26 protein-coding genes and 1 pseudogene are annotated in these 22,173 nt (G+C 38.4%); 15 read left to right on the top strand and 12 right to left on the bottom strand.

The genetic code is table 11. The features are described from left to right. Positions 1-503 (bottom strand): OB-fold nucleic acid binding domain-containing protein (locus BCG07_RS02605; protein WP_286888472.1); only part of this gene is annotated, 503 nt, incomplete at its 3' end. A 297-nt stretch (positions 504-800) separates the two neighbouring features. Here BCG07_RS02605 and BCG07_RS02600 point away from each other — a divergent pair. Next, the gene (locus BCG07_RS02600) at positions 801-1,235 is read left to right on the top strand and encodes an ATP-binding protein (protein WP_286888470.1); all 435 of its coding nucleotides are present in this window, start codon (positions 801-803) and stop codon (positions 1,233-1,235) included. 2 nt (positions 1,236-1,237) lie between these two features. On the opposite strand, the gene BCG07_RS02595 is transcribed toward BCG07_RS02600, so the two are convergent. The 6 genes from BCG07_RS02595 to bioA all read right to left on the bottom strand — a co-directional run bounded on the left by BCG07_RS02595 (position 1,238) and on the right by bioA (position 7,795). Continuing rightward, on the bottom strand, positions 1,238-1,867 hold the full coding sequence (locus BCG07_RS02595) for a Vat family streptogramin A O-acetyltransferase (RefSeq protein WP_286888468.1): 630 nt from the start codon (positions 1,865-1,867) through the stop codon (positions 1,238-1,240). Between the two features lie 30 nt (positions 1,868-1,897). Next, positions 1,898-2,908 (bottom strand): ABC transporter ATP-binding protein, encoded by a 1,011-nt coding sequence (locus BCG07_RS02590; protein WP_286888466.1) that lies wholly within the window; start codon positions 2,906-2,908, stop codon positions 1,898-1,900. 13 nt (positions 2,909-2,921) lie between these two features. After that, positions 2,922-4,421, bottom strand: a complete 1,500-nt coding sequence (locus BCG07_RS02585; RefSeq protein ID WP_286888465.1) for an ABC transporter permease — start codon at positions 4,419-4,421, stop codon at positions 2,922-2,924. Further along, on the bottom strand, positions 4,421-5,461 hold the full coding sequence (locus BCG07_RS02580) for an extracellular solute-binding protein (protein ID WP_286888463.1): 1,041 nt from the start codon (positions 5,459-5,461) through the stop codon (positions 4,421-4,423). Before BCG07_RS02580 ends, BCG07_RS02585 begins: the two co-directional genes overlap by 1 nt. Beyond that, the gene (locus tag BCG07_RS02575; RefSeq protein ID WP_286888462.1) at positions 5,461-6,273 is read right to left on the bottom strand and encodes a hypothetical protein; all 813 of its coding nucleotides are present in this window, start codon (positions 6,271-6,273) and stop codon (positions 5,461-5,463) included. Before BCG07_RS02575 ends, BCG07_RS02580 begins: the two co-directional genes overlap by 1 nt. A 214-nt stretch (positions 6,274-6,487) precedes the next feature. Further along, positions 6,488-7,795, bottom strand: coding sequence for an adenosylmethionine--8-amino-7-oxononanoate transaminase (bioA, locus tag BCG07_RS02570; protein ID WP_286888460.1), 1,308 nt, complete (start codon positions 7,793-7,795; stop codon positions 6,488-6,490). Positions 7,796-7,890: 95 nt separating this feature from the next. Between bioA and bioB the strand changes: the two genes are divergently transcribed. The 5 genes from bioB to htpX all read left to right on the top strand — a co-directional run bounded on the left by bioB (position 7,891) and on the right by htpX (position 12,639). Continuing rightward, complete coding sequence (bioB, locus tag BCG07_RS02565) at positions 7,891-8,931, top strand: biotin synthase BioB (RefSeq protein ID WP_006793000.1); 1,041 nt, start codon at positions 7,891-7,893, stop codon at positions 8,929-8,931. Positions 8,932-8,944: 13 nt separating this feature from the next. Then, entirely contained in the window at positions 8,945-10,096 is a 1,152-nt protein-coding gene (locus BCG07_RS02560) for an aminotransferase class I/II-fold pyridoxal phosphate-dependent enzyme (protein ID WP_286888458.1), read from the top strand. Beyond that, positions 10,093-10,926, top strand: coding sequence for a methyltransferase domain-containing protein (locus tag BCG07_RS02555; protein WP_286888456.1), 834 nt, complete (start codon positions 10,093-10,095; stop codon positions 10,924-10,926). Before BCG07_RS02560 ends, BCG07_RS02555 begins: the two co-directional genes overlap by 4 nt. A 25-nt stretch (positions 10,927-10,951) precedes the next feature. Continuing rightward, positions 10,952-11,635, top strand: coding sequence for a dethiobiotin synthase (bioD, locus tag BCG07_RS02550; protein WP_006792997.1), 684 nt, complete (start codon positions 10,952-10,954; stop codon positions 11,633-11,635). A 140-nt stretch (positions 11,636-11,775) separates the two neighbouring features. Next, positions 11,776-12,639 (top strand): protease HtpX, encoded by an 864-nt coding sequence (htpX, locus tag BCG07_RS02545; protein WP_286888453.1) that lies wholly within the window; start codon positions 11,776-11,778, stop codon positions 12,637-12,639. 76 nt (positions 12,640-12,715) lie between these two features. Here htpX and gloA read toward each other — a convergent pair whose 3' ends face one another. Further along, a complete protein-coding gene (gene gloA / locus BCG07_RS02540) occupies positions 12,716-13,243 on the bottom strand; it encodes a lactoylglutathione lyase (RefSeq protein ID WP_286888451.1) in 528 nt (175 codons plus the stop codon). A gap of 337 nt (positions 13,244-13,580) precedes the next feature. On the opposite strand from gloA, the gene BCG07_RS02535 reads away from it, so the two are divergent. The 8 genes and pseudogenes from BCG07_RS02535 (at position 13,581) to BCG07_RS02500 (ending at position 17,234) form a co-directional block, all read left to right on the top strand. Continuing rightward, the gene (locus tag BCG07_RS02535) at positions 13,581-13,799 is read left to right on the top strand and encodes a hypothetical protein (protein WP_006792994.1); all 219 of its coding nucleotides are present in this window, start codon (positions 13,581-13,583) and stop codon (positions 13,797-13,799) included. 99 nt (positions 13,800-13,898) lie between these two features. Next, complete coding sequence (locus BCG07_RS02530) at positions 13,899-14,309, top strand: cytochrome c oxidase assembly factor Coa1 family protein (protein ID WP_286888449.1); 411 nt, start codon at positions 13,899-13,901, stop codon at positions 14,307-14,309. Positions 14,310-14,328: 19 nt separating this feature from the next. After that, a complete protein-coding gene (locus tag BCG07_RS02525; RefSeq protein WP_286888447.1) occupies positions 14,329-14,769 on the top strand; it encodes a hypothetical protein in 441 nt (146 codons plus the stop codon). Between the two features lie 234 nt (positions 14,770-15,003). Beyond that, positions 15,004-15,315: a hypothetical protein gene (locus tag BCG07_RS02520; protein WP_058428868.1), complete on the top strand. Its 312-nt coding sequence runs from the start codon at positions 15,004-15,006 to the stop codon at positions 15,313-15,315. 181 nt (positions 15,316-15,496) lie between these two features. Next, positions 15,497-15,820 carry a hypothetical protein gene (locus BCG07_RS02515; protein WP_286888445.1) on the top strand — a complete coding sequence of 108 codons (324 nt, stop codon included), beginning with the start codon at positions 15,497-15,499 and terminating at the stop codon, positions 15,818-15,820. An 18-nt stretch (positions 15,821-15,838) separates the two neighbouring features. After that, positions 15,839-16,387: pseudogene (locus BCG07_RS02510) on the top strand (GNAT family N-acetyltransferase). 196 nt (positions 16,388-16,583) lie between these two features. Further along, entirely contained in the window at positions 16,584-16,817 is a 234-nt protein-coding gene (locus tag BCG07_RS02505; protein WP_006792988.1) for a hypothetical protein, read from the top strand. Between the two features lie 108 nt (positions 16,818-16,925). Beyond that, positions 16,926-17,234: a DUF6419 family natural product biosynthesis protein gene (locus BCG07_RS02500; RefSeq protein ID WP_286888441.1), complete on the top strand. Its 309-nt coding sequence runs from the start codon at positions 16,926-16,928 to the stop codon at positions 17,232-17,234. Positions 17,235-17,447: 213 nt separating this feature from the next. On the opposite strand, the gene bktB is transcribed toward BCG07_RS02500, so the two are convergent. The 3 genes from bktB to BCG07_RS02485 all read right to left on the bottom strand — a co-directional run bounded on the left by bktB (position 17,448) and on the right by BCG07_RS02485 (position 20,532). Next, entirely contained in the window at positions 17,448-18,638 is a 1,191-nt protein-coding gene (gene bktB, locus BCG07_RS02495; RefSeq protein ID WP_286888439.1) for a beta-ketothiolase BktB, read from the bottom strand. Between the two features lie 390 nt (positions 18,639-19,028). Next, the gene (locus BCG07_RS02490) at positions 19,029-19,631 is read right to left on the bottom strand and encodes a thiamine biosynthesis protein ThiC (RefSeq protein WP_154944491.1); all 603 of its coding nucleotides are present in this window, start codon (positions 19,629-19,631) and stop codon (positions 19,029-19,031) included. 196 nt (positions 19,632-19,827) lie between these two features. Beyond that, entirely contained in the window at positions 19,828-20,532 is a 705-nt protein-coding gene (locus BCG07_RS02485; protein ID WP_286888436.1) for a metal-dependent hydrolase, read from the bottom strand. A 225-nt stretch (positions 20,533-20,757) separates the two neighbouring features. On the opposite strand from BCG07_RS02485, the gene BCG07_RS02480 reads away from it, so the two are divergent. Next, positions 20,758-21,180: a hypothetical protein gene (locus BCG07_RS02480; RefSeq protein WP_010556482.1), complete on the top strand. Its 423-nt coding sequence runs from the start codon at positions 20,758-20,760 to the stop codon at positions 21,178-21,180. 31 nt (positions 21,181-21,211) lie between these two features. Here the strand turns inward: BCG07_RS02480 and BCG07_RS02475 are convergent. Next, the coding region (locus tag BCG07_RS02475; protein ID WP_286888434.1) for a sensor domain-containing diguanylate cyclase at positions 21,212-22,173 on the bottom strand (962 nt) is incomplete at its 5' end.

Here is a 22,173-nt window from a genome sequence, read left to right as displayed (position 1 = left end):
TCACTTGCTGTGATAATAGGTGTGCTGATCCAGTAGTAACCTTGCTCGTGATAAAAACGGTGAATGGCTTGTGCTAAACAGTTACGTACACGTGTTACTGCGCCAATCATGTTAGTACGTGGGCGAAGGTGAGCGTGTTCACGTAAGTATTCAATGCTGTGGCGTTTTGCCGACATTGGGTATGAATCTGGGTTTTCTACCCAACCTAATACAGTGACCGTATTCGCTTGAATTTCAAACGATTGGCCTTTGCCCGCAGATTGAACTAAAACACCAGTAACCGATACAGAACAACCGGCTGTTAAGCTAGTAACTTCATCATAATTATTTAGTGAATTAGGAACTACCGCTTGAATAGGATCAAAACACGAACCGTCATGAACGGCTAAAAATGATATTCCTGCTTTTGAATCGCGGCGAGTACGGATCCAGCCATTAATTGTTACTTGGCTGTCTACCGCAACATTGCCTTTTAATAGCTCTGAAATCGCTAAATGGCTCATCTTCACTCCAATGATATAAGTTGCCTAACTTTATTTATTTAAATATGTACAGTATATAAACCATATTTTATTGATAGATGGTGCTGTACTAGAACCCTGTATCTTACCTAGTAAAGTAAAATAAAAAAACTATTGCGGGCAACTCTTTATAAGTTTTTATCAATGCGGTTTATTTTTAGTCGATTTTTAGGCAAAAATGACTAAGTTTGTAATTTGCTTCTCTGAAATTTAGCGATTTTGTGGCATTATATATTCTTTGATTACTCAATACTGACCATTACTTTAGAAATGGATGCTATGAAACAAGTTTTTATTTTACGTGGACTACCTGGAAGCGGTAAGTCGTATTATGCACAAAATTTAGCAGACGAATTAGCGACTGCAGATGAAAGCCAATATTTAATTTGCTCAACAGATGATTATTTTTTAAATGAGCAGGGCGAATATCATTTTGATAAATTTAAATTACCGCAATACCATAATTTAAATTTAGCGCGTTTTATACAAGCGCTCGCACAAGGTATTCCGCTTGTGATTGTAGACAACACCAATATAAAAAAATGGGAGTTTGTTGCATACACTCAAGCAGCTGTTGCCTTAGGTTATCAAGTTAAAGAAGTGATAGTGGGTGAAGTAAAAGATAAATCTATGCAGCACTTATACGCTAAACGGAATTCGCATAACGTGCCGCTTAAAACCATAAGTAAAATGGCGTATATGTTTGAATGGTAGTGTTATAGTTTAGACAGTAAGTCTAAATTATTTTGAGTTATAGCATCTAAATGAGCAGTGATTTTGTCACTGCTCCAATCCCACCATGCAATAGATAGCAGTGCATTAATCGTTTTATCGTCAAACCGCTGTTTGATTATTTTTGCTGGATTACCACCAACGACAGCATAAGCTGGTACATCGTTGGTCACTACCGATTTACTAGCAATGATAGCGCCATTTCCTATTTTTACCCCTGGCATAATAGTGGCGTTATAGCCAATCCACACATCATTGCCAATTTCTGTATTTCCTTTAAATGGTAAGTCACCTGGTTGAGGTGCAGACTTTTCCCATCCGTTACCAAATATAAAAAATGGGTAGGTAGAAAAACCAGTACTTTTATGATTAGCCCCATTCATTATAAAAGTTACATCTTTTGCTATGGCACAAAACTTCCCAATAATAAGTTTGTCGCCAATAAAATCGAAATGATAAAGTACGTTTTTTTCGAAGTGTTCAGGCCCATCAGGGTCGTCGTAATACGTATAATCACCGACTTCTATATTAGGCGACGTAATAAAATTTTTTAAATAACCTACTTGAGGAAACCCTTGCATTGGAGATGGGTTATTTGGATTTGGCCCGTTCATAGTTTCCTCTAAAGTAAAATATTTAATGCGCTAGTTTTTAAAAGCAGCCAGCGGATGAGAGGTACTTAGCGAAACATGTACGTTGTCACCAGGGTGTACAACCAGTTCATGACTCACGCGGCTAGTGACTACTGTACCACAGGCAAGTTTTATAGCGCATAATCGACTACCGCCTTCAAAGCGTACCCAAATAACCTCGCCATTATTACCTATACTGCTTTGTACTAATAAAACATCGTCGGGGCGAAGCAATACATCAACATTGCCTTGAGCGCAGTCAACACCATGCGCGGGTACATTACCAATATCGGTAAGTGCTTGGCCGTTATTTAATGTACCTTTTATAAAGCTAGCTTCACCTAAAAAACGCGCAACAAAGCGGTTTTCTGGGGTGCTAAAGCATTTTTCGGGAGTGTCAATTTGTTGTATTTGCCCACCTTTTAAAACACCAACACGATCCCCAACCGATAGTGCCTCTTCTTGGTCGTGGGTAACCCAAATAGCAGGTACACCTGCATTTTTTAGTGCGTTTCGGATATCCCAACGCAGCATGTCTTTTAACGCCGCATCTAGATTCGACAGCGGCTCATCAAGTAATACAAAGTCAGGCTGGTGAGCAAGAGTACGTGCTAATGCAACGCGTTGCTTTTGACCGCCAGACAGGGTCGCAGGTTTCTTAGTTCTAAACTCTTCAAGACCAAGTAGGTTAATCCAATGATCTGCCACGCTGTGATCTTTTAATTTAAAACAAATATTTTGCTCAACCGTTAAATGCGGAAATAACGCAAAGTCTTGAAAAACCATACCTACACTGCGCTTCTCAGGAGGCACTGATTTATTACGGGTTGCACGCCATTTATCTGCGTTTATTTCACCTTCAGAAATGGGTATTAAGCCTGCGAGTGCTTGTAATATTGTACTTTTACCGCAACCGGTGGGGCCTACAAGCATTAGGATTTCGTTTTCACCAAGCGTTAAATTCAAATCGCTCACAACGCGATTACTGCCATAATCTATAGACAACTGACTTACAGATAGCATTTACTTCAAATCCTTAATGTTCAAACTGGTTACGTTTTTCGCCAGACATCATAATAGCTAAACCACAAGCAGAGATCACCACTAATAACAGCCCAGGTATAGCGGCACGGCCAAAATAGCCAGCTTCGTAAACACGCCATAAATAAGTAGACAGGGTTTCAAACCCAGTAGGGCCTAGCAATAAAGTGGCTTCAAGTTCACGCATTGACTCTAAAAACACCAATGCACCACCAGCGACGATACCACGCATGGTTAAAGGCAAAGTAATACGTGTGAAGGCTTCGCGCGGGCTTGCACCAAGCACTCGAGCAGATTTTACCAAGCTAGGGTCTAAATGTTCGGTACTAGTACGAATTGAACCGACCGCGAGAGGCAAAAAACGTAGCATGTAGGCAATAATAAGTAACCCCAAAGTTTGATACAAAAATGGTAATTGCAACCCGCCATAAACCAGCGCTGTGCCCATTACAATACCGGGTATGCCAAAGCCAAAGTAAGTAACGCGCTCCATAACTCTGCCTGCTTTGCCACTGAGAGCCGCGTGCGCAACAGGGACCGCTACTATTACTGCAACAATAGCAGCAAGTGCAGACGCATAGGTTGAATGCCATGCAATGGTAAAATCAAAATTACTTAAGCCATCTCGTGCAAGCCATATAAAAAATATTGCCAAGGGTAAGCCGATTGCTAGCAACAGCACAGGAGCGAACAGAGTAAATAACGCACTCAATTGAAGTTTATTCGGGAATAAAAAAAGGGGGCGGCCATGACGCTCACTCGCTGTTTTTATTTGCGACTCTACAAGTAATAAAAAGCCTACAATAACCATTAACTGAAGCGACAGCATCGCTGCGCGACCCAGTTCAAAGGCATTGTATTCAACATAAATTACACGGGTGAATGTATCAAGTCTCATCATGGCTGGGGTGCCAAAGTCAGATAAAGTATAAAGTGCTACTAATAACGACCCAGCAGCAATGCCATTTACCACGCGGGGTAGAATAACTTTGAATACACTTTGCGTCATCGACATACCCAATGTGCGAGCTGCGTTTACCATGCTGGCGTCTAAACTGAGTAAAGATGATCGGGTAGTCATCATAACAAATGGGAATGTATACAAGGTCATAACTATTGCAGCGCCGGATAGCCCATACATAGACGGTGTTTCAAATCCGAGTAAATTATTTATTTCACCCCCAGGGCCAAATGCAGCATAAAGCGTAAACGCACCAATATAACTAGGTATAGCAAGGGGAGCGGCAAATAATACAAGCCATGCTTTTTTAAAAGGTAAGTGTACATAGGCGCTTATAAACGCAAGTGGTACGCCGATTAAAATTGAGCCTAAAACAGTTAAGCCCATTAAAGCCAGTGTATTACCTAATATGGTTAAATTATGGCTATCAAAATAGGAACTTGAGTCACTAGCAAGCACCATTAATATACAAATAGGGGTAAGCGTAATGAGCGCTGCAAGCAGCGCCATTGGGTAAGATGGGGGTAATCGCATTATAAAACGCCGTTGCTGCGCATTAAGTTAATAGTGGGTCGCAAATCTGCAAGCTGTGTTAAATCAATTTTAGGTGGTGAAACGCTCGAAAGCGAAGGTAAACCATCAGGCTGAGCAATACCGTTTACAAGGGGGATTTCGTAGGCTTCACGTGCTAAATAGCCTTGAACTTCTTTGCTGAGTAAATAGCGCATAAAGTTAGTTGCAAGCGGGTCACTGTTAAGCGTTAATATACCCGAGGCGTTGACTAAACAGCCTGCATCGTTTTGGGTAAAGGCTAAATCAAGATTTGCATCCGGCTTGCCTGATTTTAAACGTAAAGTGTAATAATGATTAGCAAAGCCAATATCAACTTCACCCCGTTCCACACCCATTACAACGCCTAATTCACCTGCGTATGTTTTTGCACGTTTTTTAACTTTTTTGAGCCATTTAGCCGTTTTATCATCGCCTTGTAATATACGCATTGCTGTAACAAACGATTGAAAAGACGCATAAGCAGGGGCCCACCCAATACTCAAGTCGCTGTCAGCAATTTCCATAATGCTGGTTGGAATTTGATCTTTAGTTAAACGCGATGTATTAAAAGGCAATGTACGAATACGTCCCGTTACTGGCGCCCAGTCTTCATATTTAAATTGCGGCTGCAGTTGAGCCGATAAATCGTCTGGCAGTGGTTTTGCAAGACCTGCATCGGTCACTAAACCAATTGCACCTGAGTCCACAGCCCAAAATAAATCAGCACGTTTAACACCCGCTTTGGCTTCTGCAACAATTGTGTTGGCAAGTGCAGCTGTTGGTCCACGGCGAATAGCTAAATTAAAATCAGGGTTATTTTTTTGGATAGCTTGTAATACGTTTTCGTATAAACCACCTTCACCTCGGCCTAAATATAAGGTTAAATCACCTTTAAGCTTAGGTAAATCGTCAACCGAGACAGGGTTGGCTACTGTATTAGCAAAAGCTTGCGATAGAGGTAATGGCAATGAGCCAATTACCCCTAATGCTGCTAACCCTTGTATAAAGGTTCTGCGTTCCACTAAAAAACGTCCTTACGGTTTTTTTCTGCTTTTTCAATTAAACGTTTGGCGCGGTCTAATTTTGTTTGCATGCTGGTAACTACATCGCGTACTTCATCAACACTTTTGTTATCTGCGATTGCTTTTGGAAGCGTGACGTTAAAATCTTTTTCAAGTGCCTCGACTAAATTTGCATCTTGCTCGATAAGTGTTCCTTCAACGCCTTCGAATAAGTGTAGGTAAGTATCGTGAACAATTTCAGTGGCTTCGTCGTGAAGGCGCTCAGCAAGTTTTGCGATGACGCGGTCTAGTTTGTGCTTTATTTCGTCTATTGTTGCACTTTGCGTCATTTCTTTACTTGCTGTAGCTGTAACAGACTCTAACAAGCCTTTTTGTTGAAATTTAGCTGCTAATTTAACAGCACCTAAACCTTGCCATAAAGCATTATTCATTGCGGTTTGTTGCACACGAACCTCAGCGGCTGCTTTACCACCGTCAATTGCCATTTTTACACCGTACAAACCCTGCCAAATAGAGGCATAAACAGGCACTAAATTAGTTTCAATTGCACTGTGAAATTTTACCGATTCCCAATATTCAATTAAATCGTCGGTATTTACGGCCTTTGCGCCTTTATTTTCGTAGGTGCTAACAAGCGTGTCTACTTTGCCTACCATCCACTCAACTTCTTCGTTATAGCTTTTAAGGTTAGCTTGAAGGTGATTTACATGTTCACCAATAGGACCGTTAGCAAATACAGGTTGCGCAATAAACGCAGACGCTATTAATAAAGAGGCACCTAATGTTTTGGCTGGTTTAAAAAATAAGTTCATGAAAGAAGTCCAAAAAGGTAATTGTAAATGATAGGTATTATCATATCCGTAAATATTACGAAGAGCAATATACTAAAACTGCTAAACACGTTTTTGAAGGCATGAGGACGAATTTAATTAATACAAATGATCTATATCAAGTTAAATCCGCTTTTTGCTTAAAGTTAATGAAGCTATTGACTAATTAATACCACTATTAAACTTTAAAAAATCACTATGCTTTAGCGTAATGTTTACCTTTAATTGCACTATAAATTGCATCGCAAAGCGTTTTAATACTGTTTTGGTCACTTATATACGGTGGCATAAGGTAAATTAGTTTACCGAAAGGGCGTATCCATACACCTTGTTTTACAAAAAAGGCCTGAATAGTCGCAACATCGATATTACTAACCTCTTTATTAAGCTCTACAACACCTATCGCGCCGAGCACTCTTACATCAGCAACGTCTTCAAGCTCCGCACATTTGTGTAATTGCTGAAGTTGATTATTTATTTCTTTTACGCGTTGTTGCCAGTTTTGCTCAAGTAATAAGTCTATGCTGGCACATGCAGCTGCGCACGCTAGCGGATTACCCATAAAGGTAGGTCCGTGCATCAAAACTCCGGCTTCACCTTGACTAATGCCTGTGGCAATTTTATCGCTCGTAAGCGTTGCCGATAAAGTCATTGAGCCACCGGTAAGTGCTTTACCTATACATAAAATATCGGGTTCAATATTAGCGTGTTCAACCGCAAATAACTTACCCGTTCGGCCAAAGCCAGTGGCTATTTCGTCGCAAATTAAAAGTACATTGTATTGATTGCATAGCTGCCTTACGCAGGCTAAATAATCGGGATGATAAAAATTCATACCTCCCGCATTTTGTACTATGGGTTCAATAATAAAAGCAGCTACGTGTTGGTGGTTATTTTTAAAGTACTGTTCAAGTTCAAGCGCTTCACTTTGCTCAAAAGTGCTTGAAAACTTACTGGTAGGGGCAGGTACAAATACGTGCTCAGGCAAAAAACCTTTATATAGGCTATGCATAGAGTTCACAGGATCGCATACGCTCATTGCAGCAAACGTATCGCCATGATAACCCTTATAAGGAGTCATTAATTTTTGTTTTGTTTTAATACCTTGGCTTAACCAGTATTGCAGAGCCATTTTAATAGCTACTTCAACACTTACCGAGCCACTGTCAGCTAAAAATACTTTAGTTAAGCTTAGGGGGGTGATATCTACAAGCTTTTTACACAGCTCAACTGCACTTGAATGTGTGATACCTCCAAACATAATGTGGCTCATGTGATTAATTTGATTAACCATTGCTTTGTTAATAGCAGGGTGGTTGTAACCATGAATAGCGCTCCACCACGATGCCATGCCATCTATAAGTTGCTCGCCTGTTTCGAGGTAAATTATATTGTGTTTAGCGTGGGTTACAGGGTAAACGGGAATAGGCTTTGTCATTGATGTGTATGGATGCCAAATGTGTTCACGATCAAAATTTAAATCAATTGGGTGTTTATTGTGCATATGTAAACTTTAACTGGGTGGGCTTCGTTGACAATGGTACTTGAAGTTTTAGACTAATCCAACATCACCGATATGAAAAAAATAAAGAGAGAATTATGGAACTTGCACCTGTTCGCCACAATTGGACCCATAGCGAAGTTAAAGCATTATTTGAAATGCCGTTTAACGATTTACTTTTTAAGGCGGCGTCGGTTCACCGTGCTAACTTCAACCCAAATGAAGTGCAAATTTCTACCCTGTTATCAATTAAAACTGGGGCATGCCCAGAAGATTGCAAGTATTGCCCACAGTCAGGGCACTATAAAACCGACCTAGAGCGCGAGCGACTTATTGAAGTAGAAAAAGTAGTAGAGCAAGCGCGTTTAGCTAAACAAAAAGGCGCAACACGTTTTTGTATGGGCGCTGCGTGGTCAGATCCAAAAGACAGAGACATGCCTTACATTTCTAAAATGGTAAAAGAAGTAAAAGAGCTTGGCCTTGAAACCTGCATGACCCTGGGCAAACTCACAAACGAAAAAGCGCACGAACTCAGCAGTGCAGGTTTAGATTACTACAACCATAATCTAGATACATCACCTGAATACTACGAGCAAATTATATCAACCCGTACCTTTGAAGATCGATTAAACACCATAGATCATGTACGCGATGCCGGTATGAAAGTCTGTTCAGGCGGTATAGTCGGTATGGGCGAGCAAGCAGCCGACCGTTATGGGTTACTTATGCAATTGGCTAATTTGCCACAACAGCCAGAAAGTGTACCTATTAATATGCTAGTTAAAGTAAAAGGTACCCCACTTGAAAACGTTGACGATTTAGACCATTTTGAGTTTATACGCACTATTGCTACTGCACGAATAATGATGCCACACAGCTATGTACGTTTGTCGGCAGGGCGTAACGCCATGAACGAGCAAATGCAATCAATGTGCTTTTTTGCAGGTGCTAACTCTATATTTTATGGTGACAAACTGCTTACAACAGAAAACCCAGAAGCGGATGCCGATATGAACCTAATTAAAAAGCTAGGAATGAACCCAGAAACGCGTGAAGATTATTCAGATGAAGCTGTAGCAGCGTCGCTTTCATCGCAAGTTGCAGATAAAGCAACGTCTGAATTATTTTACGAAGCCTAAGTAAGCGTTACTCATGCCATTTGAATTTATTAGCGCACACCTTAATGAACGGGCAGAGCAATTGCTTTTACGCAAACGCCATGTGGTACAAAGCGCCACAGCACGAACCATTATGGTAAATGATAAAACCTACCTAAATTTTGCCAGTAATGATTACTTGGGCTTTGGTGATTTAACTATTAAGAGCGAAAATATTAATACGTTAGGTAGCCATAGCTCTGCATTAGTAACAGGGTATCAATTACAGCAACAAGCGTTAGAGCAGTACTTATGCACTCAGTTAGGTTATCAAGCTGGGTTGCTTTTTAATTCTGGGTTTAGTGCTAATAGCAGTGTAATTAAAGCGTTGTTTCAGGATAAAGCAGCAGCGCAAAACAGCGCCATTTTTCAAGATAAGTTAAACCACGCTAGCTTAATAGATGGTGCACTTCATTCAAATGCAGCTTTAATACGGTTTAACCACAACGATTTAAATCACTTACGATCTCGGCTCGAAAAGTCAAAAGCACAAAATAAGTTAATTATTAGCGAAGGTGTTTTTTCGATGGATGGTGATACGGCCCCTATCAAAGACCTACTGCTCCTTGCAAAACAACACAATGCATGGCTGATGATAGACGACGCACATGGCTTTGGCGTGTTAGGTAATACAGGGCTGGGTAGTTGCGAAACATTTATTGGCGATATTTTACCCGATATACTCGTCATCACATTTGGTAAAGCTGTTGCTAGTAGTGGCGCGTGTGTGTTGGGTTCACGCGCATTTATAGACTACATGCTGCAATATAACCGCGATTACACATACTCAACGGCTATGTCGCCATTATTGGCAGATAATACATTAGTTCGCTTAAAGCACATTAAAAAAGCTAACACGCAACGAGTAATGTTAAATAAAAACATTGCTACTTTTAAACACCTTGCACAACAGCACAACATAGCGGTAATGGAGTCCGATACGGCTATTCAACCTATTGTATTAGGGTGTGCAGAGCAAACATTAAAAGCGGCTAATAAACTCAAGCAACAAGGAATTTGGCTAACCGCCATTCGCCCACCTACGGTTGCGTACAATACTGCACGCTTAAGAGTGACGTTAACGGCAGCGCACACCCTTGATGATATTACTTATCTAGTTAAACATTTAGCAGAGGCACTATTATGATAGCCCATGCACTTGATAGTAAGCCGGTTACAAAGCCCGCAACACTGTGCCATTTAAAAAGGTTTAACCCAGCACTTAAAAAAGGAGCACAGGTTAACTTTTCAAAAGCGGCGGGTGATTACAATACGCATGCACATGTTCAAAAAAAAGCAGCGGATGATTTGTTCAAATTAATAACGCCTTCAGCATGTAATAAAAATAAAGTGTGTGTTGATTTAGGTGCAGGCCCACTTGTAAACACCGATCAGCTTAAAAGCCTTTACGGTAATGTGCTTTCAATGGATTTAAGTTTTAATATGCTCAATAGTTGTAATAAAGGTGATTACAAAGTATGCGCAGATATGGACAATTTACCATTACAATCAAACAGTGTAGATATTATTTTTAGTAACTTTGCGGTGCAATGGTCAGCTAACTTTAACGTGCTTTTAAAGTCACTTTATGAGGTATTAAAACCGGGCGGGCAAGCTTATATTAGCGCTGTAGTTGAAGGCTCACTAAACGAAATAAAAACAGCGTTTGCTGCGGTAGATAGCCACAGCCATATTAATACATTTAATTCGGTTGATTATATAAACCAATCGGTCCAAAGTTCTGGTTTTAATGTTACAAACACTATAAGCACAATGTATACAGATAAATATTCGACACCGCTGCAAGCAATTCGCTCAATAAAAGCAATTGGCGCAACCACTCAGAATACAGGAAAAACACGCCCAGGGTTATTAACCAAATCGGCGCTTAAAACGGCGTGTGCAGCGTATCCGTTAATAAACCAAAAAGCGTGTGTTTCTTATCATGTAGTATTGTTATCATTAACTAAAGCGTAAACATCGTTTGTTACAAGGCAAAGCTATGAAAGAATTTTTTATTACTGGTACCGACACCGATGCGGGAAAAACACATGTAACCAGTTTATTGTTAAAACTGCTTGCCCAACATAAAAAAAAGGCAATAGGGTATAAACCACTAGCTGCTGGGTCTGAAATGGCGTTTGACCAACTTGTTAATGCTGATGCACTTATGCTAATGGAAAGTGCAACAGTAAGCGCAAAGTATGACGTGGTAAATCCCTTTACTTTTGCACCACCCATAGCCCCCCACATAGCCGCAGAGCAGGCGGGTGTAACTATTAATGTAAACAAACTTACTGCAGCCTATAAAACGGTAAAACAGCAAGGCGCTGACTACCTGCTTACAGAAGGTGCTGGTGGTTGGGCTTTGCCTATAAATAATACCGAGTATTTATACGATTGGGTAAAAGCTGAGAAACTACCGGTTATATTAGTGGTTGGTATGAAGTTGGGCTGCTTAAATCATGCACTTTTAACCGCAGCACACATACAAAGCTTAGGTATTAACTGTATAGGTTGGATAGCCAACCAGGTTGATGAACACATGGATGAATACCAAGCAAACCTTGATAGTTTAAAGGCACGCTTACCGTTTCCCATTCTTGCTATTAGCCCGTACAGCGAACAAACACCAAAATTACAAATCTATAAAACACTTCTTGAAAATTTATCAATAAATCCATAAATAGTACTTGCGCTGTGACATAGTTTGTCACAGAATAACACTATCGCAATGACATAGTGTGTCATTGCGATAGTGTTGCTTACAGCCGATCAAATTTTAGTAAATCGCTCAGCAATGAATGTTATTTTTGGAGAACGCGAATGAAACGTGTATTTTTGTTTTTATTAACTAACCTTGCGGTTATGTTGGTATTAGGTGTGGTGCTTTCAATTATAATGAGCGCGCTAGGCTTAAGCCATCGTAGCCTAGGTGGTATATTACTTATTGCGGCCGTATTTGGTTTTGGTGGGTCGTTTATTTCACTTTATATGTCTAAATGGATTGCTAAAAAATCAACGGGTGCGCAGGTTATTACTCAACCAAGTAACCAAACCGAACAATGGCTTGTAAACACTGTGGCAGTACAAGCTAAAAAAGCTGGCATTGCAATGCCTGAAGTGGCAATTTACGACAGCCCTGAAATGAATGCCTTTGCAACAGGCCCAAGTAAAAACAATTCACTAGTTGCTGTAAGTACAGGCTTAATGCAAAGTATGACCCAAGATCAAGCCGAAGCAGTGCTTGCTCATGAGGTGTCACACATTGCTAGTGGCGATATGGTAACGCTTACGCTTATTCAAGGTGTGGTAAATACCTTTGTTATATTTGCTGCAAAAGTGTTGGCAAATATTGTAGATAATTTTCTTAATGGCGATGAAGAAGAGGGCGGAATAAGCTGGACCTACATTTTGTTCGATATGTTATTCCAAGTCCTGTTTGGTGTGTTGGCAAGTATAGTTGTAGCGCATTACAGCAGAAAGCGTGAATTTGCAGCCGACAGCGGTGCTGCTAAATTAGTTGGTGCAGATAAAATGCGTTCTGCCCTAGAAAGGTTAAAGCAAAACCATCCTTCACAATTGCAAGGTTCAATGATGGCATTTGGTATTGCGGGTGGTAAAAGTATGGCTGAGCTGTTTTCATCTCACCCGCCACTTGAGTCACGAATAAGTGCACTGAGTAAGTAATTTTACTTTAAAATACAAAAGCCAGCGTAACAGCTGGCTTTTTAGTATGTGGTAACCGTTTTATTAAGCGTTGAGATTATTTACCAAAAATAATATCGGTTATGCTATCTGGTGAGAGTATTTCTATCCAGTAGCCATCAGGGTCTTTTATAAAAGCTAAGCCTTTCATTGAACCATCGTCTGGTTTTTTTACAAACTCTACATCGTATTTTGCAAAGCGCTCACTGGCTGCGTACACATCGGGTACACTAATACCAATATGGCCAAAACCTTTTGGTTCGTCGTTACCGCTGTGGTAGCCTGTAAAACTATCGTCGTTTTCTGTGCCCCAGTTGTGAGTGAGCTCTATAAGAGCAGGGCGACCAAATACCCATTTTGCTTTTGTCTTATCATCACCTTCTGGCTGTGTTGGCTCGTAGCCTAAAAAGTACAGCGTAAACTTCATTTCAGGAAAGTCATACTTACCTAATAGCTTCATACCTAATACATTTTGATAAAATGCCAGCGACGGTTTTGGATCTTTTATACGTAACATAGTTTGCTGCATTACATAGCCTTCAGTGGCCTGTGCAATTTGCTCTGGAGATTCGTCATACTGAGACATGCGGTGATCCTTAATGAAATGAATGAAAAATTTAAATGAATTTATAAAAGCAGATTTTGCATCATCATAATCAACAGCAGCAAAAATTAAAACCACCTAGCTAAATTAACAGCCAGTGAGTTAAGTATTTTATAACCGAGGAATGAAATATTTACCGGTACTGTGTATTTATACAGTTTTTTTGTTTTATTCCATAACATTATTAAAAGTCGTTAGGTGGATTTTAATAACGGGTGTTTTAAAGCCTACGTAATTACCTGTTTACATTAAAGTTGTTTAGTGGAATTATTAAGCAACGTAATGTGATTTTTGCTGAAAACTAAAAAAGAGTTTAATAATGAAATTATTTAGAATTAAAAATGCGAGTTATATTACTAAGAAGAATATCTCATCCACTTTTATGTTATTTATAGCCTCTGTAATTCCAGTTACTTTTGTAATTCAAAGAGAGCTTTTTATTGGCTCAATGTTAATGATAATTGTCGTGGGTGTTTATTTGTCGCTATTAACTGGTAAAGGTCTGTTTAAGTCTAAAAATAAAAGCACTGGGCTTTAAATTGTAATCACATAACAATCCAATTATTCCGACCTCAATTCTCTGAGCTCGTTTCGTCGGCATATTGGGCCTTTATGTGCCAAGGGAGTATAGAGTTAAATGTCATTTATTGATGTAGGGTTCGCATGGTGGAATAGTAAAAGTAAATTCCATAAACGAGTAATGTTCTTTTGTGCTTTTATCATAATATTTACAATAATAATGGCTTCCGTAATAGTTAACTTTACTGACAGCCGCGCATTCAAGATGGCAGTAAGTAAACTATCCACTAATCCTATTGTTCAGGCTAACTTTGGTCAATCCCCAGATTTTTCATTTGATTACGCAAATGGATTTGAAATTTCCGATAGTGGGGTTAAGGGTGAAGCAAACTTTGCTATCAAAATAATAGGTAATGAAAAATCAGGACTCGCATATGTTGTAATGTACAAATCTGCAGGTATCTGGAAAATCGAAGAACTAAACTTGCTCATGGATAACGAAGAACCAATTGTGCTAATTGGCATATAACAATCATTAGAGCAGGACAATGTTCCTCACCCGTTTTAGTGCGGTAATTATTAAGGGTCTCATGAAGATAGTTATACTTTTTATTTTTCTTTTTCCCCCTTCTGTTTTTGCAGATGATTGCTCTTTTGAATACCTACGCAATGACTTTATTACTGAAAGTGCAGAGATCGATGCAAAACAAAGTTTTGAGACTAAAGGTGTGTCTTTTATCGCCGTTGCTAATGGTTTAGGTCCTGCTCGCCCTGGGTTTGAACATATTCAAATGACAGCATGTATTATATTGAAAACTAGATGGGATGTTTTGTGGGTTGGTGCAAACAGCGGTAATTGTTCTGCACAAATTGAGCTGGAAAAACACGCCATTGCTTATTCACGTATTTTTAACGAGAAAATGATTGGCCTCGCTAAATTAAGTGAAAAATACAATTGTGCTAATGATTTGCAAAATTTACTTAATTAGAACGAGTACGACTTTTTATATTCTTTTAGACACGCACTCTTCAAAACAATTACAGGAGAGCAAATCACGTCATTCTGTTTACAATAAATGTAAGCCAGCCAAAAAAGAGCAAATAAGTCATTTGCTTTAAGCCAAATATTAATATTAACTAATAAATAGTTACAAATTAAAGTTGGTTTTATTACCGTAAGTCATTTAGTTTATTGATTAAAGTTTTATGTAAAAAGGATTTTTATGAGTAATTCATCTACGAGAGAAAAAGTAGCGTTCACGTTGTGTGTTAGTTTTGCTTTTTTATTATTAATTAGCGGTATTTACGATTTTTGGATTATCGAATTTAAAGCACAAGATTTATTAATGAGTATTGGGGCATTTTTAATGCTGCTTAGTCTCGCGTTAATGCCGAAAATATTTTTCTTACCTTTTGCTGATATTTTTAAATCAAAAGAAACACCAACTATAGGTATTCCCAAAGTACAGCAATGGATTATGTTCTCAGGTGTATTGCTATGCGCATTTGGTTTTGCATTGAGGTTGTTTTTTTAATAAATGTGAAACCTAAACTTACTGTATAAGTTAAAGGCTTAGTGATTATACAAAGTTTACTGCTAGATATAATAGTATGTGTTTTAGCTTATGCTTGATTACTCGTCGTTAACTACTAAATAGGGGTGTAGCTATAAACATATTACATGTAGATGGCGCGGCTGGTTTTAGCGTAGGTGTATTGTTATTTGCTTTATTAGAGTGGGTTTCGGTTTTATATAATCTACCTGTAAATATTGTAATTTTACTTGCCAGTGCCAATGTTATCTATGGGATTTACGCTTTAACCCTTGCTTTTTTAGTCACTAAGCCTGTTTACACAATCACTGTATTGGCAATAGCTAACGCGGTATGGGTATGTATATGCATTTTTATTGCTTTATATTATGAACAAACAGCAAGTTTAATTGGCGTTGTGTTTATTATATTAGAAGCTGTGTTTGTGTGTATTTTGGCATATTACGAGTTCAAATTTAGGTTTGTATTAACAAACGCACAATTATAAGCATTGAATAGGAATAAAATGGACTTTCCAATATTAAAGACCCCCCCGCATTTTGCTTGACCAAATAACAGCAGCAGATTCTATGGCCCTGTTTGAGCTTTTTTCAAACCAGTCGGTTATAAAATATTACGATTATAAGCTATGACTGATTTAACCCAAGCGAGCAATTTAATCACGTTATTTAATGATCGTTTTAATGAAAATTTAGGAATACGCTGGGCTATTCGGTTAAAAAATTCTAATAAACTAATTGGTACCTGTGGGTTTAACTCATGGAACGCCAAAATGCAAAGTGCTGTTATTGGTTATGATTTACACCCCGATTATTGGGGGGAAGGGTATGTATCAGAAGCAGTAAATTGTATTGTAAAAGCAGCTTTTGAAGGTAAATTACCGTGTAGCATACACCGAGTACAAGCCGATACTGTTTTAGGTAATGCCGCGTCTGAGGCGGTATTATTAAAAGTGGGTTTTAAAGAAGAGGGTATAAGGCGCCAAAGTGGCTATTGGAAAAACCAATTTCACGATCTTAAATGCTTTGGGTTGTTAAAAACAGAGTACATATAAATATTCAGGGACCTAATAAAAGCTTAGTAAGGAACTCATATTAAGATTTTTTTAAAGCTATCGTTATTACTGCTTATTGTATATTAATGCGTTAGAGACTTTGTTCGTGCTCAAAAACGAGTAGTCTTTTAAAATACAGAAGCCTACAAGCTAATTTATTTTTAAGTTAAATTTAAAGGAATACAAAGGAATTTTAATGAAAGACATTAAACGTATTTGGTTTTGGTTTACGCTAGTTGTGTGCCCATTATTGATAATTTTAGGTGTAGCGACTTTTGCACAGTTATTAGGGGAGTATGTGTATTCGCCTCAATATAGCTTTTCTTCGTTATCTAGCTTTCAAATTGTGTTTATGGCTGGTGGAATTTGTGCATTTTCTATATTTTTAATCACAATAAAAGAAGCCAAAATACGCTTTTTTGCAAAATGAGTTCGTTAACATTAGAAATTGCGGATGTTAAGCAGACCCGGCAAAGTTAATTTGGTTTAATCCTCTTTTAATTACTTGGATTAAACGCCACTTATCATTGAGGTTATTATGTTTAAAATAATATTTGGATGCGCTGTTATATTTTCATTCGTTTGCATGTTACTCGCCGTTGCACCATTTACACCTGCGATTTTAGGTTCATTTATTATGTTATTGTTTGCAGGGGCTATAGGCTACAAAGGCTACCTTCAATCAAGTTTGATATTATTGTTAATTAATACGCTGGCAGTTATTGGCAGCCCAGCTATAAATATTGCTAACACCAATACATTACTGTTTTTACCGACTTTATTTTTAATATCATTTGGTGGTGCTTTTTTGGGGGTAAGAAAGTTAACTTGTAAACACGGTTTATAAATCGAGTTTTGCCCAACGATAATAGTTAAATTATAGAATGAGGTAACTCTTATTTCTATTTGAAGAGTTTTTAAATAATTAATTTTCGCAAATAAAGACTCAAGAGGAAGTACGCGCAAATATATAGCCTTACACGTTTTACTTCCTCTAATAGCATAGTGTCTTTTTGCTCTATGTGAATACAGCTTTTTATTAAACTAACAAGGCCTAAAATTAAAGCGCTTCAAAAATGGCGGCTATGCCTTGCCCGCCGCCAATACACATAGTAACTAGCCCATATTTACCGTCAATGCGTTTTAGTTCGTATAAGCATTTTGTTGATAAAATTGCACCCGTTGCACCAACGGGGTGACCTAGCGCTATGGCGCCGCCATTCGGATTTAATTTATGCGAAGGAAAGTTTAACTCGTTTGCTACGCATAAGGCTTGCGCTGCAAAAGCCTCATTAGACTCAATTATATCAATGTCGTCGATTGTTAAGCCCGTTTTTTCAAGTACTTGCTGTACAGCGGGAATAGGTCCTGTTCCCATTAATGAGGGTTCAACTCCAGCACGAGAATAGCCAATAAGTCGTCCAATAGGTTGAAGCCCTTGTTCGTGGGCTTTTTGTTCAGACATAAGTACAAGCATAGCTGCGCCATCGTTTATACCTGAAGATGAAGCAGCTGTTACTGTGCCATTTTCTTTAAAGTAGGGCTTAAGTGTGGCAAGTTTGTCAGTTGATGTGTCTGCACGAACATGTTCATCTGTATCAAATATTTGGCTCCCTTTACGCGATTTAATTTCGATTGGCACTATTTGAGACTTAAAAAGACCTTTTTCAATTGCTTTAGCTGCTTTATTGTGACTTTGCGCTGCGTAATTATCTTGTTCTTCGCGGCTGATTTTATATTTTTCTGCGACATTTTCTGCGGTGATCCCCATAGGATTGTTATCCCACGGATCTTGTAATGTTGTTGTAAGCTCGTCCAACATTACGCTGTTGCCCATTTTTTGTCCCCAGCGGTTACTTTGAAGTGTATAAGCCGATGTGCTCATACTTTCTGAACCACCAGCAAGGGCTGCGTCCACATCACCCAATTGAATTTGTTGCGCTGCTTGTATTATTGCTTCTAGGCCCGAGCCACATAAGCGATTAAGTGTAACTGCATGGCTGCTGATAGGTAGCCCGGCATTTAAACCGATAACACGAGATAGGTAGGCATCTTTTGGGCCATTATGTATTACCTTACCAATTACGGATGAACCTATTTGGTTTAAGGGAATATGTGCTCTTTTAATGGCTTCTTTTGCGCAAAGTGTACCAAGCTCTGCAGGGGTAAAGTTTTTAAGGGTTCCGCCAAAACTGCCAATTGCTGTTCTTACGGCACTTAATACAACAACACCGGTATTAGATTTTGTCATTTTTTCTCTTTATTATTAATCTATTAGCGAAGTAGGGGATGCTAAATAATTAAATTTAGCTTGTATTAGCACTTTAGCATACTAATGAGGTGGGTAAAAAAGCAAAGTTATAAATAATATATAGTGCTACCAATTTAAAGCCTACAGAAATATAGCCTTATTTACGGGCACTTTTTATTTAATAGATTCAATGTCTCTTTTACAGGCGATTTAAGTAAACATGAGGGCAGGTATATTATGTTTTTTAGTCAATTAGATAAGTAGGTTTAGAGATAAACAATTTGGAATACGTTGGGCGGATGGGTTTAACGTAAAACATCGGCCTATATAAAATATTAGCCGATGTTTATAACCTATAAAATATATACCTTGCTTGTAAGGTATTAGGCCTTAGTCTGCTTTGCGGTAAAGGCTTATTAAGCATATTGATAAAAGTAATGTTGCAACCATACCAGAAGCGCCAGCAACGCCTGATGGTAGAAATCCATCACGGCCAAAAATAATTAATAAAGCATTGGCAAGTATTGCAACACCGCCTGCAAGGGCTGTAAGGCTACCAATGGCTTTGCCACCTTTAGCAATAAAAGATAGGCCAAATACAAGGGCTGCTAAGCCTAACAATAATTTAGCTGCGTAGTAAATCATGAATGATAAAGACACTACACCACCAATTAATGGTTGTGCGCCTTCTACTGCGCCCGCTACTTTTCCAAATGTTGAAAATAAAGTTAGGCCAATACTTACTTGTATTATGTTAAGAACAGCGCTAAATGTGATTGCCGACCAGCCTAGTTGAGAATTTTTTGCTTGCAGCATAGCTGCACCTGCAAATGCAACAAGTACTGTGAACAGCACCGCCTCTAGACCCCATGCGTACTGCCTTGAAAAGCTAATTCCGCCACTGTAAAGCGCTGTAAAAATAGCCTGTGTTATCGCTAACGCCAACAATAAAGATGCTGCAATTAGGGTAGTGCGTTTATTCGTAAATTCCATTAAGGACCTCTTATAATTTATATTTGACGCTTTAAATGATGCAAAAGCTTTCGAACTTGCAGGTATAAGACAGGTGAAACTATTTAATTATTTCGTTTAAAATTATAAAAATATTTTGTATCAAATAGTGGCAACTAATTTAGCAATGTTATAACTAGTTAAAGTTAGTAACATTGCAAACTGCCTTAATACTAAACTAACTAGATAAAAGCCTAAAATGAGACCAGTCACTCAAGGCCGATATAGTTTGCGCTGTAGGTGGGGAAACATAGATTAAACATGTAATAGCTATAATCGAAGCCAATGTAATTAATTTATTATCAAATTCAGCCACTTTTAGAGCCGATCCAAATGACCGTTTTATTTCCACATTACTTAAATCTACGCTGTAAATTTCATCGAGCAATAAATGAATGAAGCCGCCGAGTAAAATAAACCCACCTGTTAACCAGGCAAAAGTTGCCGAATAAAGGGTTGATTGGTCATTAAATTGCCATGTTACTTGTGTTGTTAACAACGCGCAAAGCAGTATAAATAATAAAGAGTGGCAACTGCCTCTATGTACTGTGATCCATTCAAAAATGGGCCTGACAATATATTTCATAAATCCATACACTAACAAAGGCACTACAATTAACTCGACAAAACTAATTTGAATAGTTAGCTCCGTGGTAATGTAATGCATTACTATTAATACTGTACTTAGCGCAAATAAGTTAAAAATAGTATCGAGTGATGTGGAGTTATCAGAGTCTATGTCGGGTAATAAGCCGCCAATGGAGCCTAAAAACCACAACCAAAGTGCGCCGTTTAAATCAATGTGGCCTGCAGTTAATAAAGTGGCTGAGCTTAAGCCGGTGATGATGACTGCAGTATTAAGATGAGTATTGAAATTTGCCATTGTATCTCTTGATAAAAAAATAGGTTGGCATTCTATCAATTGAAAACTTAATTGTTCAATTTACTTTAAAGGTTTGGATGGAAATATGGGTTTAGGGGGCTGATTTATCACTTTTTACTAGTGTGGTTATTTGTGGTCAATGAGGTAAGTTGTAATTATTTTTATAAAAATCAATAATAAGCGTAGCTATAGTAGCTGAATTCACTAAATAAAAGGTCACTTTTGATGAATCAAAATAGATATAAAGCATCGTTTCCTGCGCCTAACATTGGTAATAACTATTTTGTTTCATCAACTTGGAGCAGTTATGGTTTCTGGGCTTTATTAGCAATGACTCCGCTTGCTCATTACATGATGTACTACAGCGAAGACGGTTTAGCGCATGGGGAAGATTTAAACACTTTAGGGTATGTAATATTTGGCGCTATTGTCTTGTTTGTTTTAAATATTGCAGCCCAATCTATATCTTGGTTAGGCAGGCTTTTGGCAGTGATGTGCTTTAGCATTAGCCTGTTCTTTATATTATTGCTTATCTACCTTAGCGTATATAGCCACTTTCCAATCGCTTATTTAGGTGCTATTTCGTATTTTGGTTTAGCGGCGTATTTTTATAATAAAGATTATTTAAAAGCCACAAAAAAGTTATAGCATTTACTATATAGATGCTCATTCACGCTATCTAATTTTTTATATCGTCGTAAAAGGCGACTTTTCCTCGGCCTGTTTCTTTTACGTGATAAAGGGTTTTATCACCGTTGTGCATTAATTCATGAAGTTCAGTGCCATCAGTAGGGGCTATTGCAATACCTATGCTTGCACCCACTGCGCATGTTCTAGTGTTTGAAATACTAACTTGTTGTTGTAGCTCATCAATCAGAGCTATGGCTTGGTTCTGTGTTGCGGTTTTATCGTAAGTATTAATTTGCTGCGCAATAATGAATTCGTCACCGCCTAGGCGGATACATATGTCAGTATTGTCATTAAATCGCTTTTTAAAGCGGTTTGCTATCTCTATTAATACTTTATCACCGGCTTCGTGACCATAGGTATCGTTAATGGGTTTAAATTTGTCTAAATCAATCATCATAAGCACAAGATGTTGGCCGTGTTTAGCGCATTCGCGCAGTGCTTTTTTTAGGCGCTTTTCGCCGGCACGGCGATTAAATAGGTCAGTGAGTGGATCGTGATCGGCTTCAAATTGGGTTTGAAATTCACGTTCTGCTCGTTCGGTCACGTCATGTAAAATTACTTCTACTAATTGTTCTTGCTGGGGACTCCGGTTGTTTTGTCTTTGGTCTGTTAACCTTACAAATAAGCAGTGAAACCAAACCGTTTTGTAGCCTATTTTACACTCAACATCTAATGTTGTTTGAGGTGGATTTATATCACTTCGAATATCTAACAGTAGACTTTGTAATTTTTCAACGTTATTTAATAATTCAGGGAAGTGCAAGGTTGATAACTTTTCTTCACCGGGTAGGGTAAAGTAATGTTTAAACGCAGGGTTAAAGGTAGTGATAGTATTTTTATCATCCAGTAAACAAATGCCAGCACTGGCTTGTTCAAATATAAGTCTAAATTTTGCTTCCAGTTCTTGTGTTTTTTTTCGTAGGGTTTGTTCATTGCTAATAGTTAAATGCA

Source organism: Pseudoalteromonas sp. ESRF-bin5 (genome assembly GCF_002632075.1).
GTDB classification, from domain to species: Bacteria; Pseudomonadota; Gammaproteobacteria; order Enterobacterales; family Alteromonadaceae; genus Pseudoalteromonas; species Pseudoalteromonas marina.
Note: the sequence above shows the minus strand (reverse complement) of the source record. Positions and strands in the feature narration are given on the sequence as shown.